Genomic DNA, 16411 nt, shown 5'->3' on the forward strand with positions numbered 1-16411 from the left:
GACGCGACAGCCGGGCCACCAGCCTGCCCCACATCGCCCGAACAAGCCGAAACGGCCCGCCGGATAGACCGACGGACCGTCACGAAATATCGAGGCTAACCCACCGCCGTCGGCAGGGTCAGCCTCCCGTCGTGGACTTCGGCGATCTGGTCGACGGCCGTGAGGTGGGTGCGGTCGTGGGTGACCAGGACGGTGGCGGTGGCCCTTCGGTGGGTGAGTTCCGTGATCAAGTCCAGGACGGCGGCGCCGCGTTCGTGGTCGAGGGCACTGGTGGGTTCGTCCACCAGCAGGACCGTGGGGTCGTTCATCAGGGCGCGGGCGATGTTGACGCGCTGGCGCTGGCCGCCGGAGAGCTGGTGCGGGCGGCGGGCGGCCTGGTCGCGCAGGCCGACGGCGTCCAGCAGGTCCAGGGCGCGGGGGAGGGCTTCGCGCGGCGGGCGGCCGTCGAGGTGGGCCATCACCTGGAGTTGTTCGGTGGCGGTGAGCGAGGGAAGCAGGTTGGCCTGCTGGAAGACGACGCCGATCCTGGTGCGGCGCAGCGCGGTGAGGTCGGCCCGGCTGAGGCCCGTGGTGTCGGTGCCGTCGATGACGACCTGCCCGGAGTCCGGGGTGATCAGGGTGGCGGCCACCGCCAGCAGGCTGGACTTGCCGGAGCCGGACGGGCCGACGACGGCGGTGATGGTGCCCTTGGGGACGGTCAGCGAGACGTCGTCGAGGGCGGTGAGCCGGCCGTCGCCGTCCGGGTAGGTGAGGGTGATGCGGTCGAGCAGGAGACTCATCGGGCGCTCCCCAGGGCGGTCAGCGGGTCGACGGAGGTGATCCGGCGGATGGACAGGGCCGCGCCGACCGCGCCGAGGGCGATCATGACGGTGGCGGGCAGCAGGACGGTCGGGGCGTCCAGGACGAAGGGGACGGCGGAGCCGACCAGCGCCCCCAGGCCCGCCGCGATCGCCGTGCCCAGCAGGGTGCCGAGCACGAGCAGCAGGACGGCCTGGCCCAGCGCGTCGCGCAGCAGGTAGCGGGTGGAGGCGCCGAGGGCCTTGAGGACGGCGATGTCGCCGCTGCGCTGGATCGTCCAGACGGTGAAGAACGCGCCGATCACCAGCGCCGAGATGGCGAACAGGAAGCCGCGCATCAGCTGGAGGGAGCCGTTCTCCGAGGTGTAGGAGCCGATCGCGGCGAGGGCGTCGTCGCGGGTGCGGGTCACGGTGCCCTGGTGGGTGTCGGCGGCGGCGAGGTCGGCGCCCTTCGCGGTGGTGAGCGCGATGACGGTGGCGTGGCCGGTGCCGCCGGGGGCGAACCGCTGCCAGTCGGTGAGGCTGGTCCAGATCACCGGGGTGTGGCTGTACGCGGCGTCGCCGTCTACGGCCGCGACCCGCAGCGGGTGCCCGGCCAGGGTGAAGTCGGCGCCGGCGGTGAGGCCGCCCAGGTTCTCGGCGGCGGTCTTCGACAGCACCGCCCGGCCGGGGGCGATCAGGGTGCCCTGCGGGGCGAGCCCGGAGCCGTCCGGGACGCCGAAGGCGGAGAGCGCGGCGGTGCGGGTGCCGGCGGCGGCCTTGGTGGTGGTGATGCCGATGGGCTGGGCGGAGGTGACGCCCGGCTCGCGGGACCAGGCCTGCCACTGCTCGGGGGTGACCTGGGAGTCGGTGAAGGACAGCTGCTGTCCGTCGGCGGGCTTGGAGAACACCAGGTGATCGGCGGGCAGGCCGGTGATCGCGGAGATGTTCTGGCGGCCGAGGCCGGCGGTCAGACCGGACAGCAGGCCGACCAGGACGGTGATCAGGACGATGACGGTCCCCATCAGGGCGAACCGCCCCTTGGCGAACCTCAGGTCCCTCCAGGCGACGAACACGGTGGGCCTTCCTCTGCGCAGGTGTTTTCCGACGTTCCCACCGTCGTGGACGGCACGGCCCCCCGGCATCGCGCCGGGGATTGCATCCTGGGCATCAAAGGGCAGAAGCGGAGTTCAACCTTTTGATTGATGCCGAGCCCCGCGAACGGAACTTAGGCTGGACGGATGGCGACCGAACGATCCAGAACCACCCCCGTCGCCCGCGTCCTCCAGGTCTGCCTGCACCTGCTCGTAGCGGGCCTCCTCGCGCTCGCCGTCGCCCGGTCCGCCTTCACCGGCCACGGCGCCGACCACGGCGGCGACCCGGCCGCCGTCGCCGCCGCGGCCACCGCGATGGGCGCCGTCTACGCCGTCGGACCGCAGCTGGCCGCCGTCCGCCGCTCGCGCCGGGCGGCCGCGCTCTGGCTGGCACTGCTCGGCGTCACCTGGGCGGGCGTGCTGGTCGCCACCCAGGACGGGGTCTGGCTGGCGTTCCCGCTGTACTTCCTGGAACTGCACCTGCTCGGGCGGCGCGGCGGGCCCGTGGCCGTCGGGCTGACCGCCGTCGCGGCGATCGCCGCATGGTCCTGGCACCAGCACAGCTTCAGCCTCGCCGCCGCCATCGGGCCCGCCCTCGGCGCGGCCGTCGCCACCGCCACCGTGCTCGGCTACCAGGCGCTCTACCGGGAGAGCGAAGAACGGCGCCGGCTGATCGACGAACTCACCGCCGCCCGCGCCGACCTCGCCGCCGCCCACCACACCGCCGGCGTGCTGGCCGAACGCGAACGCCTCGCCCGCGAGATCCACGACACCCTCGCGCAGAGCCTCAGCTCCATCCAACTGCTGCTGCGGGCCGCCCAACGGGCCCTGCCCGAGCGCACCGAAGCCGCCGCCGGATACGTCGAGCAGGCGCGGCAGGCCGCTCAGGACAACCTGGACGAGGCCCGGCGCTTCGTCCGCGCGCTCACCCCGCCCGCACTGGACAGCGACCCGCTGCCGGTCGCGCTGGAACGGCTGTGCGCGACGACGACGGCGCACGGTGCGCTGCCCGTCCACCTGCACGTCTCCGGCGACCCGGTCCGGCTGCCGGCCGCGCAGGAGGTCGCGCTGCTGCGGATCGCACAGTCGGCGCTCGGCAACACCGTCCGGCACGCGAAGGCCTCGCGGGCCGAAGTGACACTCAGCTACATGGAGGGCGAGGTGGCGCTCGACGTGTTCGACGACGGGGCCGGATTCGACCCGGCGGCGGTCGCGGGCCGCACCGGCGCGGACGGCGGATTCGGGCTGCCCTCGATGCGGGCCCGGGCGCGGACGCTCGGCGGCACCTTCACGGTGGAGTCGGCGCCCGGAGAGGGGACGGCGGTGGCCGTGCAACTGCCCGTCGGGCCGGTCGTTCCCGGAGCGGAGGAGGCGACGTGATCCGGCTGCTGATCGCCGACGACCACCCCGTCGTGCGCGCCGGGCTACGGGCGGTACTGGAGAGCGAACCGGACTTCGCGATCGTCGCGGAGGCGGCGACCGCCGAACGGGCCGTCGAACTCGCCGCGAAAGCCGGCGTCGACGTGGTGCTGATGGACCTGCAGTTCGGGCCCGGCTCGGCGATGAACGGCGCACAGGCCACCGCGGCGATCACCGCCCGCGCGGGCGCGCCACGCGTCCTGGTCGTCACCACGTACGACACCGACGCCGACACCCTGCCCGCCCTGGAAGCGGGCGCCACCGGGTACCTGCTGAAGGACGCGCCGCCCGAGGAACTGGCCCAGGCCGTACGGGCGGCCGCCGCCGGACGCTCCGCACTGGCGCCCAGCGTCGCGGACCGGCTGCTGGAACGGATGCGGACACCCGCGGCGGCGCTCAGCGCGCGGGAGACCGAAGTGCTGGGGCTGGTCGCCGACGGGCTGACCAACCAGCAGATCAGCCAGCGGCTGCACCTGAGCCAGGCCACGGTGAAGTCGCACCTGGTGCACATCTACACCAAGTTGGGGGTCGACTCGCGCACGGCGGCGGTGCGGGAGGCGCGGGGGCGCGGGCTGATCCGATAGGGACCGCGGCGGCCGGTCCGCCGAGCGTAGGGTGGGAAACGGTCCGTGCCCGCAGCAGTGTGAGGAGCCCCGATGGCCGTGCGTCTCGACGAGCTTGCCGTACCGGTGATCGCCGCGCCGATGGCGGGCGGGGCCTCCACCCCGGAGCTGGTGGCCGCGGTGAACCGGGCCGGCGGGCTCGGGTTCCTCGCCGCGGGGTACAAGAGCGCCGCGGCGATGTGCGAACAGATCGCGCTGGTACGCAAGTCGAGCGACCGGCCGTACGGGGTGAACCTCTTCGTCCCGGCACCGCCCGGGGATCCGGCGGCCGTCGCCGCCTACCGCGAGCGGCTGCGGCCCGAAGCCGAGCGGTGGGGGGTGGCACTGCCGGAGGAGGTCGGGCCGGACCGGGACGACTGGGAGGCCAAGCTCGCCGCGCTGCTCGCCGACCCGGTGCCGGTGGTCTCGTATACCTTCGGGCTGCCGACGGCGGAGGAGGCCGCCGCACTGCGGGCCGCCGGGACACTGCAGGTCGGCACCGTCACCACGCCGGAGGAGGCGCGGGCGGCGGAGGCGGCCGGCATGGACGCGCTGTGCGTGCAGGGCCCGGAAGCGGGCGGGCACCGGGGCACCCACCGGATCGCGGACGTGCCGGGGGAGACGCCGCTGCTCGAACTGCTGCCCGCCGTAGGGGAGGTGACGGCGCTGCCGCTGATCGCCGCCGGCGGGCTCGGCGACGGCGCGGCGATCGCGGCGGCACTGCGGGCCGGGGCGGTCGCGGTGCAGCTGGGGACGGCCCTGCTGCGCTCCGACGAGTCCGGCGCCTCGGCCGCGCACCGGGCGGCGCTCACCGAACTCCCGGAGACGACCGTCACCCGCGCCTTCACCGGCCGTCCCGCTCGCGGCCTGCGCAACGCCTTCATCGACCGCCACGGCCGGTACGCCCCGCCCGCCTACCCCGAGGTCCACCACCTCACCGCCCCGCTCCGCACCGCCGCCACCCGCCGCGCCGACACCACGGCCATGCACCTCTGGGCCGGCACGGCCCACCACCTGGCCCGCTCCGGCCCGGCGGAGCAGATCGTGGCGCAGCTGTGGCAGGGCGCGCAGGGGTAGCGCGCCCAGCGCGCGCCGGACGGGGCGTGTTGTCCCTCGCCGGGGTGGATTAGGAGGGAAAGTACGCGGTAGCGCATAAGACACAACTCAATGTGGCCGCATGTGGGAGATCACGCCCGTACGACGAGTCGATTCCTCTGGCGGAGAAGCGTTACGCGGGCTACGTCGAGGAGCAACGGAACGGAGCGCGCCGATGAAGGGGCGTAGTTGGACCGAGGTGCGAGCCGAGGTCATGAAGCGGTTTCCCGAGCTGGCGACGCCGGAGGCGGAGGCGAGGCGGGTGCAGGTTCGCCAGGAGATGCTTGCTCAGGTTCGGGGGTATGAGCTTGCGGAGATGCGGCGCAAGGCCGGACTCACGCAGAAGCACGTGGCTGAACTGCTCGGGGTGAGCCAGGCGCGGGTGTCGCAGATCGAGCACGGGCAGGTGGACAGCCTGGACAATCTGCGGGCGTATGCCGCTGCCATCGGCGGCGAGGTGGAGGTCACCGTTCGGCAGGGGGAGCGGACGATCAAGGTGGCTTGATCGTCCGCCCTGGCCGTAGGTGGTCAGCTCAGGAGGGCCGCCATCCATGACTCGATGTCCTTGACCGTCCTCGGGAGGGCGTTCGACATCAGGTGGGCGCCGTCCGGGGTGATCACCAGGTCGTCCTCGATGCGGATGCCGAGGCCGCGGAGTTCGAGGGGGAGGGTTTCGTCGTCGGGTTGGAGGTAGAGGCCGGGTTCGACGGTGATGACCATGCCCTCTTCGAGGGTGCCGTCGAGGTAGCGGTCGGCGCGGGACTTGGCGCAGTCGTGGTAGTCGAGGCCGAGCATGTGGCCGCTGCCGCAGAGGGTGTAGCGGCGGTAGAGGCCGTTGTCCTCGGCGAGGGCCTGGTCGGCGGGGATGCGCAGGATGCCCCAGTCGGCGAGGCCTTCGGCGATGACGCGCATGGCGGCGCGGTGGAAGTCGCGGAAGCGGGCGCCGGGGCGTAGGGCGGCGATGCCGGCGCTCTGGGCGGCGAGGACGAGTTCGTAGGCCTGGCGTTGGGCGGGGGTGAAGGTGCCGCTGAGCGGGAGGGTGCGGGTGATGTCGGCGGCGTAGAGGGTGTCGGTTTCGACGCCGGCGTCCAGCAGGAGCAGGGCGTTCGGGTCGAGGGCGCCGTCGTTGCGGATCCAGTGCAGGACGCAGGCGTGGGCGCCGGAGGCGGCGATGGTGGTGTAGGCGGTGCCGTTGCCTTCGGCGCGGGCGCGCAGGTCGAAGACGCCTTCGATCCAGCGTTCGCCGCGGTGGTGGCGCAGCGCGGTGGGCAGGGCGCGGACGACGTCTTCGAAGCCGGTGACGGTGTGGTCGACGGCGAGTTGCAGCTGCCCGATTTCCCACTCGTCCTTGACCAGGCGCAACTCGGAGAGGACAGCGGCGAGTTCGCCGTCCTCGTGGGAGGCCGTGCGCCGCCCGGTGGTCTCGTCGACCAGGGCGTCGGTGCCCGCCAGGACCCGGGTGGGCGGCTGGGGGCCGGAGAGCAGTTTGCCGAGGTCGTCGAGGTGTTCGGTGCGTATCCCGGTGAGCCGGGCGGCTTCGGCGAGGTCGGGTCGGGGGCCGACCCAGAACTCGCCGTAGCGGCGGTCGCGGTAGAACTCGCCGCCGTCGCGCGGGGAGCGGGGGCGCAGGTAGAGGATCGGCTCGTGGCCTTCGGGGCCGGCGGGTTCGAGGACGAGGACGTGGTCGGCCTGGTCCTCGCCGGTGAGTCCGGTGAGCCAGACGTACGCGCTGTGCGGGCGGAAGCGGTGGTCGAGGTCGTTGCAGCGCACCTTGAGCCGGCCGGCCGGGATGATGAGCCGTTCGCCGGGGAAGGCGGCACAGAGGCGGGCGCGGCGGCCGGGGAAGCGGTCGTGGCCGGGGACGCGGCGGTCGGTGGGGAGCGGGGTGGGGGCCCAGCGGGTGCCCATGAAGGCGGCGAGGGCGGGGGAGACCGGGAGGTCGTGGCTCCCGGTGTTGAGGCCGGTCCGGGGGAGGGTCACCGGTGAACTCCTTGGCTGGACTGGGGAGATGTGCGGCAGGGGGCGCGCACGGACACAGCTCGGTAACGGGTGGCGTCACCTCTTGTGCAGTGCAATTTCACATTACTATGTTACGGGTCACACAGCGGAGCGGCCGGATCAGGCCCCCCACAGCGGAGTTGCAACATGACCAGGCGCACCCACGCCGCCCTCGCGGCGGCCCTCGCGGCGACCCTCACCCTCGGCCTCGGGGCCTGCAAGAACGACAAGAGCGACAGTGGCGGTGACGCGGCCGGGCCTTCGAACAGTCAGGGCCCGGGCGCGGCGTCCGGTTCGATCGTCGGCGGCACCCCGGCCAAGGGGGGCACCCTCACCGTCCTCACCAACCAGGACTTCGCCCACCTCGATCAGGCCCGCAACTGGGTGGTGCCGCACATGGACTTCGGCACCCGGCTGATCTACCGCACGCTTACCACCTTCAAGTCCGAGCCGGGCGCCGCGGGCAGCGAGATCGTCCCGGACCTCGCCACCGACCTGGGCAAGTCCGCCGAGGGCGGCAAGGTGTGGACCTTCACCCTGAAGGACGGCCTCAAGTACGAGGACGGCAGCCCGATCAAGTCCGCCGACATCAAGTACAACGTCGAGCGCTCCTTCTCGCCGGACCTCACCGGCGGCCCCGACTACGCGATCCAGTACCTGGCGGGCGGCGAGAACTACAAGGGCCCGCTGAACGGCGAGCACCTGGCGAGCATCGAGACGCCGGACGACAGGACGATCGTCTTCCACCTGAAGCGCCCGGTCGCCGAGTTCTCGGACACCGTCACCCTGCCGACCTTCTCCCCGGTGCCGCAGTCCCAGGAGAAGGGCACCCAGTACGACTCGCGGCCGTTCTCCTCCGGCCCGTACAAGATCGAGACCTACGACCGCGGCAAGCAGCTGGTCCTGGTCCGCAACACCAACTGGGAGCAGGGCACCGACACCGTCCGCAAGGCGTACCCGGACAAGATCGTGGTCACGCAGGGCATCAAGGGCGGCCAGGCCGACGACCGGATCATCGCCAGTGACGGCGCCGACGCCAACGCCATCGACATGCCCTGGATGCAGCACGAGAGCGTCGCCAAGGTGCTGCCCAAGGCGGACGTCAAGTCCCGCATGGTGGCGGAGCAGACCGGCTGCACCGACATGCTGTACATGAACACCGCCAAGGCCCCCTTCGACGACCCGAAGGTGCGCGAGGCGATGATGTGGGCGGTCGACCGCGAGGCGCAGGTGACGGCGTTCGGCGGCCCGGCGGTGACCGACGTGGCGACCTCCTACCTGCCGCCGTCGCTGACCGGCGGAGTCAAGGCCGACCCGCTGAAGGTCCCGGTGGCCGGTGACCCGGAGAAGGCCAAGGACCTGCTGAAGGCGGCGGGCAAGACCGACCTCAAGGTCGCGATCACCGTCTCGCTCGGCGACAAGACCCGGGCCGAGGCGATCCAGCAGTCGCTGGCCAAGGTCGGCGTCCAGGTCACCGTCAACACCGTGGACCCGTCCGCCTTCGCCGACACCATCGGCGACCTCAAGAACGCCCCCGAGCTGACCATCAACGGCTGGTGTCCCGACTACCCGTCCGCCGCGACCTTCTTCCCGTTCCTGTTCGACGGACGGACCCTCAAGGAGAAGGGCAACCAGGGCAACTACAGCCAGTTCAAGGACCAGGCCACGATGGACCGGATGGACCAGATCGCGGCCATGACGGACGTCAGCGAGGCCAACAAGGCCTGGCAGCAGCTGGACCAGGACCTGATGGCTAAGGCCCCGGCCGTCCCGCTGATGTGGCAGCGCCGCCCCCTGCTGGTGGGCACCAACGTGGCCGGCGCGTTCGGCAACTCCGGCTACGCCGGCATGATCGACCTCGCCGTGGTCGGCCTCAAGGACCCCGCCAAGGGCAAGGGCTGAGGGGCCGGCACCGATGAGTACCACCACCCCTTCGGGAGCCGAAGGCCGCGCGGGTGTCGACGGTGACGAGCGACAGGCGAGCGCAGCCAGTGCCGGAGCGCGGAGCGTCGACGCCGGATCAGGAGCGGCCGGAGCCGAGCGAAGTGTTGCAGAGCCCGCCGCCGTGGCCGGTGCCACGGCGGCGGGCGCCGCGAAGACCGCCGGGCGCGGGCCCTGGCGGCTGGTCTGGGACCAGCTGTGGGCCAAGGGCTCGGCCCGGTTCGGGCTGATCACGGTCGGCGTGCTGATCCTGGCCGCCGCGCTGGCCGGTCCGCTGAGCTCGCTCGGCGGCTGGACCCCCGAGGAGTTCGACAAGCGCGCCATCGACCCGTACCTGGGCGGCCTGCCCCGGGGCGACTTCGGCGGCATCAGCAGCCGGCACTGGCTGGGCGTCGAGCCGATCACCGGGCGCGACCTGTTCGCCCGGGTGCTGCACGGCGGGCAGGTGTCCCTGCTGATCGCCTTCACCGCGACCGCCGTCGTCGTGATCGCCGGCACCCTGGCCGGCATCGCGGCCGGCTACTTCGGCGGCCGCACCGACACGCTGCTGTCCCGGCTGATGGACCTCACGATGTCCTTCCCCTCGCTGATCTTCATGATCGCGATGATGTCGGTGGCCAAGGACGTCAACCGGATCCTGCTGATCACCCTGGTGATCGGGCTGTTCACCTGGCCCGGCATCGCCCGCGTGGTCCGCGGCCAGACCCTGTCGCTCAAGCACCGCGAGTACGTCGAGGCCGCCAAGGTCGGCGGCGCCCGGTCCTGGCGGATCCTCACCCGGGAGATCCTGCCCAACGTCTCCGGCCCGATCATCGCCTACACCACGCTGCTCATCCCCGGCATGATCGCCACCGAGGCCGCGCTCAGCTACCTCGGCGTGGGCGTCCGCCCGCCGACCCCGTCCTGGGGCCAGATGATCGCCGAGAGCATCGTCCACTACGAGACCGACCCGACCTACTTCCTGATCCCGACCGCCTTCCTGTTCCTCGCCGTGCTCGCCTTCACCCTCCTCGGGGACACGCTGCGCGACATCCTCGACCCCCGGGGAGGCCGGTCGTGATCCTCTACCTCGGCCGCCGACTGCTCGGCGTGGTGGGCATCCTGCTCGCCATCTGCGCCATCACCTTCACCATCTTCTACCTGCTGCCCAACGACCCGGCCGCGGCGGCCTGCGGCAAGACCTGCAGCCCCGAGCGGCTCGCCGACGTCAAGGCGGCGATGGGCCTGGACAAGCCGATCTGGGACCAGTTCCTCGCCTACCTCGGCGGCATCTTCGCCGGCCGCGACTACGGCTCCGGGCCCAGCACCGTGCACTGCGGCTTCCCGTGCCTCGGCTACTCCTACGAGTACGGGCTGCCGGTGTGGGACCTGCTGACCGACCGGCTGCCGGTCTCCATCTCGCTGGCCCTCGGCGCGGCCGTGCTCTGGCTGGTCCTCGGCCTCGGCGCGGGCATCACCTCGGCGCTGCACAAGGGCAGGCCGCTCGACCGGACACTGATGGTGTTCTCGGTCGGCACCGCCTCGCTGCCGGTCTACTTCACCTCGATCATGCTGATCTGGGGCGTCGTCAGGACGGCCGGGCTGCTGCCCTACCCGGCCTACCACCAGTTCACCGAGAACCCCCTCGCGTGGGCCTCCAACCTGCTGCTGCCGTGGACCGCCCTGGCCCTGCTGTACGCGGCGATGTACGCCCGGCAGAGCCGCAACTCGATGATCGAGGCGATGGCCGAGCCGTACATCCGCACCGCCCGGGCCAAGGGGCTGCCGCCGCGGACGGTCACGGTCAAGCACGGGCTGCGCTCCGCGATGACGCCGATCCTCACCATCTTCGGCATGGACCTCGGCGGCCTGCTGGCCGGCGCCGTCATCACCGAGTCCATCTTCGGCCTGCCCGGCGTCGGCCGGCTGTTCTACGACGGCCTGGGCCGCTCCGACCAGCCCGTCATCCTCGGCGTCACCCTGCTCGCGGCGTTCTTCATCGTCGCGGCGAACCTGCTGGTCGACCTGCTCTACGCGTTCGTCGACCCGAGAGTGAGGTACTGATGACCAGCCTGTTGGAGGTCGACGACCTCAGGGTCGCCTTCGACACCCCGCGCGGCACCGTGCGGGCGGTGGACGGCATCTCCTTCGCCGTCGAGGCCGGCCGCACCCTCGGCCTGGTCGGCGAGTCCGGCAGCGGCAAGTCCGTCACCTCGCTCGCCGTCATGGGCCTGCACCGCGGCGCCGCCGTCACCGGCTCGATCCGGCTGCACGGGCAGGAGCTGAACGGGCTCGGGGAGAAGGAACTGGGCACCGTCCGGGGCCGCCGGATCGCGATGATCTTCCAGGACCCGCTGTCCAGCCTGCACCCCTTCTACACCGTCGGCGAGCAGATCGCCGAGCACTACCGGGTGCACTTCAAGGCCAACCGCAAGGCGGGCCGGGCCCGCGCGGTGGAGATGCTCACCGAGGTCGGCATCCCCGAGCCGGCCCGCCGGGTCGACGAGTACCCGCACCAGTTCTCCGGCGGCATGCGCCAACGTGTCATGATCGCCATGGCGCTCGCCTGCGAGCCCGAGCTGCTGATCGCCGACGAGCCCACCACGGCGCTCGACGTCACCGTCCAGGCGCAGATCCTCGACCTGATCGCCCGGATCCAGCAGGAGCGCGGCCTCGGCGTCGTGATGATCACCCACGACCTCGGCGTGGTCGCCCGGGTCGCCCACGAGGTCCTGGTCATGTACGGCGGACGGGCGGCCGAACAGGCCCCGGTGGACCGGCTGTTCGCGCAACCCGCACACCCGTACACCCGCGGCCTGCTGGACTCGCTGCCCCGCCTGGACGACACCGACGACGCCCCGCTGCGGGCCATCCCCGGCAGCCCGCCGTCGCTGATCGCCCCCGCCACCGGCTGCTCCTTCGCCCCGCGCTGCGCCCGCACCACCGCCGCGTCCGCCGAGGAACACGCCCGCTGCCTGGCCGATCGACCCGTGTTCGGCCCGCTCACTCCCGGCCACCAGGCCGCCTGCCACCTGCCGCTGGTGCCGGAAGGGGTGCTGTGATGGCCGATGCCGCGATGACCGATCCTGCGATGACCGATCCTGCGACGGCCGATGCCGTGCCGACCGGTCCGCTGCTGTCCGTACGGGACCTGGTGAAGACCTTCCCCGGCCGGCGCAGCCGCACCGGGCGGCCCGGTGCGCCGGTCCGGGCCGTGGACGGGGTCAGCTTCGACGTCGGCGCGGGGGAGACGCTCGGCCTGGTCGGCGAGTCCGGCTGCGGCAAGTCCACCACCGGCCGGATGATCGTCCGCCTGCTCGACCCGACCTCGGGCACCGTCACCTTCGACGGCACCGAGATCGGCGGGCTCTCCCAGGCCCGGCTGCGCCCGCACCGGCGGGACCTGCAGATGGTCTTCCAGGACCCGTACTCCTCGCTCAACCCCCGGCAGACGGTGTCCCGGATCATCTCCGAGCCGTTGCTGGTCCAGGGCGAGAGCGCGACGGCCGCGCGCAAGCGGGCCGCCGAACTGATGGAACTGGTCGGGCTGATCCCCGAGCACCTGGACCGCTACCCGCACGAGTTCTCCGGCGGCCAGGCGCAGCGCATCGGCATCGCCCGCTCGCTGGCCACCTCGCCGCGGCTGGTGATCGCCGACGAGCCGGTCTCCGCGCTGGACGTGTCCATCCAGGCCCAGGTGGTCAACCTGATGGAGCGGCTCCAGCGGGAGCTCGGACTGGCGTACGTGTTCATCGCGCACGACCTGTCGGTGGTCAAGCGGGTCTGCGACCGGGTCGCCGTGATGTACCTGGGCCGGATCGTCGAGATCGGCGACAAGGCCGAGGTGTACGGCAGCCCCGCGCACCCGTACACCAGGGCGCTGCTGTCCGCCGTACCGCTGCCGGACCCGGAGGCCGAGCGGACCCGGGAACGGATCGTGCTGCTCGGCGACCCGCCGAGCCCGGCCGACCCGCCGCCCGGGTGCACCTTCCACCCGCGCTGCCCCAAGGCGCAGGACCTGTGCCGGACGGAGCGGCCGCTGCTGCAGATCGCCGGCCCGGGCACCCGGCAGGCGGCCTGCCATTTCCCGGAGGTGTGAGCCGGGACTTCCCGGAGATGTGATCCGGGCATCCAGACCCCCGGTCGGACGCGGCGGGGAACCTTACGAGGGCCGCGTCCGACCGGGTTCCAACCGATCCCCGGCTCTCACTCCTCGGGCAGCAGGAGGCGCGGGCCGGGGCCCTCGGCGGCCAGCTCGTCGCCGGGGTTGAGCACCCGGCAGCGGCGCAGCGACACGCAGCCGCAGCCGATGCAGCCGGTCAGCTCGCCCTCCAGCCGCTCCAGTTCGATCCGGCGGGCGCGGAGCTGCTCGGCCCAGCGGAGCGAGATGCGCTCCCAGTCGTGTTTGCCGGGCATCCGGTCCTCCGGGAGGCCGGTGAAGACCTCGGCGACCTCGCTGAGCGGGATGCCGAGCCGCTTGGCGACCAGGATGAGCGAGATCCGGCGCAGCACGTGCCGGCGGTAGCGGCGCTGGTTTCCGGCCGACCGCTCGGAGGAGATCAGTCCCTGCTCCTCGTAGAAGCGCACCGCCGAGGTGGCGATCCCGGCCCGCCGGGCCACCTCGCCGACGCTCAGCAGGTCGACGGGCGCGGTGGTCATGTCTCCTCCGCGGTGGTCATGGCGACTCCTTGACTTCAAGTTCTCTTGAAGTCTCAGCGTACCGGACGTGGCCGAATCATCTGCCGTGAGGAACGGTACAACCGTTGCCCAGCCGCACAGTTACCCAACGGAGTCGCCGTCCGACGGGGCCTCCGGCGGGTGGCGCGAACTCTTCTCCCGCCGTGCTGCCGGGCGGCGGCCTGGTCATCCTGCGCGCGGACAGCCCGGTCGGCTCGGCCCGGTACATGACCTTCGGGATCGCCGCGATCACCGTGCTCGGCGTAGCCACGGCCACGGCCACGGCCACGGCCACCGCCGCGCCCACCGCCCGCCGCCTCGGGCGGTGATCGGACGCGGACCGGCCCCGGATCCCTTTGTCGGGGGATCCGGGGCCTTCGTCATGCGCGGCGCTGGAGGCCGCGGTTCGGGATGTTGCCGTTCGGGATGTTGCCGTTCGGGAGGTCGAGGCTCAGGAGGCCGGGCCCACCCGGACGGTGGTGATCCGCCCGCCCTGGGACTCCCGGACGACCTCGATCTTCGTGTCGGTGTCCGGCACCTTCACCGTCAGCTGCGGCGTGGCCGGGTCGGCGTACACCCCGGTGTGGTCGTTGAACACCGGGACGGCCGGCTCGGCCGGGATCCGCACCGCGACTCCGCCCTTGTGCAGGGTGAACGGGGTGGTCGGCCTGAGGGAGAAGGTGGCGTCGAAGGTCTGCGCCCGCCCGTTGACCAGGGTCCCGTCGGCGAAGCGGATCGGCGCCGGGTGGGCGTCGATCGGCAGGATCAGCCCGCCGCCGGGGTGGTCCTTGGTGTTGTTGTCGCCGTACGAGGTGTCCCAGAGCCAGAGCAGGACGCCTTCCTGGTACGGGTAGTTGTCGACGACGTTGGCCTTGCCGGTGACGCCGGTGTAGCCGAAGTTGTACGGGCCGGTCTTCAGGAACGCCCCGTAGCCGGTGTAGCGGCGGTTCTCGGCGATGTAGGCGCGCGGGTGCTGCTTGACGGCGGTGCGGCCGGTGATGGCCGTGAAGCCGCTGGCCGTCCAGCCGCCGGCCCCGTTCTCGGCGCCGTCGGCGAACAGCTCGGTGCCCCCGGCGGTGGCCTTCACGGCGTCCACCAGGACGCCCCTGCCGTGGGTGTTGCCGTCCGAGGTGGCGTGGAAGCGCAGCCGGACCTGCTGGCCGAGGTAGCCGTCCAGCGGGATGTGCAGCTTCCGGTACGTGCCGGAACTGCCGCTCAGCCCGGGGGTGTTGGCGCTGGTGTTGCCGATCGGGGCGCCGTCCACGGTGCCGCCCAGGGCGGTCCAGTGCTTGCCCTGGTCGGTGGAGGCCTCGACGGTCAGGAAGTCGTAGTCCTGCTCGGTGTCGTACCAGGCCGCGGCGTCCAGCGCGGCCGGTCCGGTGGCGGTGCGCAGGTCGACGTCCCGGGCGAGGGAGTTGTCGAGGTTGTCGCCGGTGTCGCTCCACCACTGCTTGGAGCCCTCGTACGGGTCGGCGAGGTCGGTGCTGGTGGTGCCGTCCGGCAGGTGGACCAGGACCGCCTGCGCCTGGTCGGTGTTGTAGCTGCTCACCCCGAGGGCGTGGCTGGAGCGGGTGGCGGCCTGCGCCTCGTCGTAGTTGAGCCAGCCGAACTGCAGCTTGCTCCAGGCGTCGAGGTCGCCCGGGTAGCCGCCGGTGGTGTTGGGGCCCTTGCCCAGGTACGAGCCGGAGGACATCAGCGACCAGAAGTTGACGCTGTTGTCGCCGCCGGTGGTGCTGTACAGGTCGGGCAGGCCGAGGTTGTGGCCGTACTCGTGGGCGAACAGGCCGACGCCGCTGTTCTCGCCGCCCTGGACGTAGTCGTAGACGTAGAGGCCGGTGTCGCCGACGGGCGCGCCGCCGATCTTGTCGCCGTCCGGGCCGGTCTGCCCGGTCGCGTCCGGGAAGGCCCAACTGCGGTGTGCCCACAGCGCGTCGGTGCCCTGTGCGCCGCCGCCCCAGGTCTCGTCCACGCCGGCGTGCACGACGATGACGTTGTCCAGGTAGCCGTCGGGCCGGTTGAACTCGCCGTCCTTGTCGTGGTCGTAGCGGTCGTAGACGTCGTACTGGGCGAGCTGCGCCTTGATGTCGGCGGACGAGCGGCCCTTGGCGACCTCGCCGTCGAACCAGGCCTTCACGGCGTCCCGGACGAACTCCTGGGCCTCGGTCCAGGCGCCGGAGCCCTGCGGGCCCTTGTTGCTGCCGTAGCGGGCCTCGTTGTACGGGACGGTGACCCAGTCGCTGACCGTGCCCTCGACGTCGTACCGGCCGGAGGACTGGGTGCGGTAGTAGTTGCGCATCGACACGGCGCCGGGCGCGTCGTCGAAGAACATCTTCTGGTAGTACGTGCGGTCGAAGTCCGGCGACCACAGGGTGTGGTTGTCGTCCTTGCCCGGCTTGGGGATCTGGTCGTGGCGCGGGCCGGGGGTGCCGCCGTAGCGGGGCTGGCCGTTCCACTGGGTGGAGTTGTCCACCTCGTCGCCGAACTGGGCGAGGATCACGAAGACCTTGTCCGTGCGCTGGTGCGCCAGTTGGACGTAGTCGTTGCCGACCTTCACCTTCGCCGGGGCCCGCTTGTCGGCGGTCTTGGCGACGGCGCCCTTGTTGAGCTGCTCCAGGGCCTTGCTGCGGAGCGCCTGGCGCTCGCGCTCCTGGGGGACGAGCGGTGCGGGCGGGGCCTCGGCGCCCTGTGCGGCGGCGTCGGAGGCCGCGGCGGCGGTGACGGTGAGGGGGGTCGGGGGAGCGGCTTGGGCGGGGGTGCCCAGCAGGGTGGCCGCTATCGCGCTCGTGGTGAGCGCTGCTGCGAGGGCCGCGGACAGTCTGCGCAACTGACC

15 protein-coding genes are annotated in these 16411 nt (G+C 72.3%); 10 read left to right on the plus strand and 5 right to left on the minus strand.

The annotated features are described in order from the left end of the window. Positions 1–95: 95 nt before the first annotated feature. Positions 96–779, minus strand: a complete 684-nt coding sequence (locus ACZ52J_RS08605) for an ABC transporter ATP-binding protein (protein WP_465616909.1) — start codon at positions 777–779, stop codon at positions 96–98. Next, positions 776–1852, minus strand: coding sequence for an ABC transporter permease (locus tag ACZ52J_RS08610; protein ID WP_465616911.1), 1077 nt, complete (start codon positions 1850–1852; stop codon positions 776–778). The genes ACZ52J_RS08605 and ACZ52J_RS08610 overlap by 4 nt, the downstream gene beginning before the upstream one ends. A gap of 165 nt (positions 1853–2017) precedes the next feature. Here ACZ52J_RS08610 and ACZ52J_RS08615 point away from each other — a divergent pair, with 165 nt between their 5' ends. The 4 genes from ACZ52J_RS08615 to ACZ52J_RS08630 all read left to right on the plus strand — a co-directional run bounded on the left by ACZ52J_RS08615 (position 2018) and on the right by ACZ52J_RS08630 (position 5491). Continuing rightward, entirely contained in the window at positions 2018–3250 is a 1233-nt protein-coding gene (locus ACZ52J_RS08615) for a sensor histidine kinase (protein ID WP_465616912.1), read from the plus strand. After that, positions 3247–3873 carry a response regulator transcription factor gene (locus tag ACZ52J_RS08620; RefSeq protein WP_465616914.1) on the plus strand — a complete coding sequence of 209 codons (627 nt, stop codon included), beginning with the start codon at positions 3247–3249 and terminating at the stop codon, positions 3871–3873. The genes ACZ52J_RS08615 and ACZ52J_RS08620 overlap by 4 nt, the downstream gene beginning before the upstream one ends. Positions 3874–3945: 72 nt before the next feature. Then, entirely contained in the window at positions 3946–4968 is a 1023-nt protein-coding gene (locus ACZ52J_RS08625; RefSeq protein WP_465616916.1) for a nitronate monooxygenase, read from the plus strand. A 193-nt stretch (positions 4969–5161) separates the two neighbouring features. Next, entirely contained in the window at positions 5162–5491 is a 330-nt protein-coding gene (locus tag ACZ52J_RS08630; RefSeq protein WP_360498312.1) for an XRE family transcriptional regulator, read from the plus strand. A 23-nt stretch (positions 5492–5514) separates the two neighbouring features. Here the strand turns inward: ACZ52J_RS08630 and ACZ52J_RS08635 are convergent, their stop codons facing one another. Continuing rightward, positions 5515–6966: an aminopeptidase P family protein gene (locus ACZ52J_RS08635; RefSeq protein WP_465616918.1), complete on the minus strand. Its 1452-nt coding sequence runs from the start codon at positions 6964–6966 to the stop codon at positions 5515–5517. 165 nt (positions 6967–7131) lie between these two features. Between ACZ52J_RS08635 and ACZ52J_RS08640 the strand changes: the two genes are divergently transcribed. The 5 genes from ACZ52J_RS08640 to ACZ52J_RS08660 all read left to right on the plus strand — a co-directional run bounded on the left by ACZ52J_RS08640 (position 7132) and on the right by ACZ52J_RS08660 (position 13003). Further along, positions 7132–8886: an ABC transporter substrate-binding protein gene (locus ACZ52J_RS08640; RefSeq protein WP_465616920.1), complete on the plus strand. Its 1755-nt coding sequence runs from the start codon at positions 7132–7134 to the stop codon at positions 8884–8886. A 163-nt stretch (positions 8887–9049) separates the two neighbouring features. After that, positions 9050–9985 carry an ABC transporter permease gene (locus ACZ52J_RS08645; protein ID WP_465616922.1) on the plus strand — a complete coding sequence of 312 codons (936 nt, stop codon included), beginning with the start codon at positions 9050–9052 and terminating at the stop codon, positions 9983–9985. After that, on the plus strand, positions 9982–10968 hold the full coding sequence (locus ACZ52J_RS08650) for an ABC transporter permease (RefSeq protein ID WP_360498317.1): 987 nt from the start codon (positions 9982–9984) through the stop codon (positions 10966–10968). Before ACZ52J_RS08645 ends, ACZ52J_RS08650 begins: the two co-directional genes overlap by 4 nt. After that, a complete protein-coding gene (locus tag ACZ52J_RS08655) occupies positions 10968–11966 on the plus strand; it encodes an ABC transporter ATP-binding protein (RefSeq protein ID WP_465616924.1) in 999 nt (332 codons plus the stop codon). The genes ACZ52J_RS08650 and ACZ52J_RS08655 overlap by 1 nt, the downstream gene beginning before the upstream one ends. Positions 11967–11980: 14 nt before the next feature. Further along, entirely contained in the window at positions 11981–13003 is a 1023-nt protein-coding gene (locus ACZ52J_RS08660) for an ABC transporter ATP-binding protein (RefSeq protein WP_465617413.1), read from the plus strand. Positions 13004–13110: 107 nt separating this feature from the next. Here the strand turns inward: ACZ52J_RS08660 and soxR are convergent, their stop codons facing one another. After that, positions 13111–13563, minus strand: a complete 453-nt coding sequence (gene soxR / locus ACZ52J_RS08665; RefSeq protein ID WP_360498321.1) for a redox-sensitive transcriptional activator SoxR — start codon at positions 13561–13563, stop codon at positions 13111–13113. 182 nt (positions 13564–13745) lie between these two features. On the opposite strand from soxR, the gene ACZ52J_RS08670 reads away from it, so the two are divergent. After that, positions 13746–13910, plus strand: coding sequence for a hypothetical protein (locus ACZ52J_RS08670; protein ID WP_465616926.1), 165 nt, complete (start codon positions 13746–13748; stop codon positions 13908–13910). A 122-nt stretch (positions 13911–14032) separates the two neighbouring features. On the opposite strand, the gene ACZ52J_RS08675 is transcribed toward ACZ52J_RS08670, so the two are convergent. Further along, entirely contained in the window at positions 14033–16405 is a 2373-nt protein-coding gene (locus ACZ52J_RS08675) for an immune inhibitor A domain-containing protein (RefSeq protein WP_465616928.1), read from the minus strand. Between the last annotated feature and the right edge of the window lie 6 nt (positions 16406–16411).

The sequence above is a fragment of the Kitasatospora sp. NPDC034035 genome (assembly GCF_055575755.1).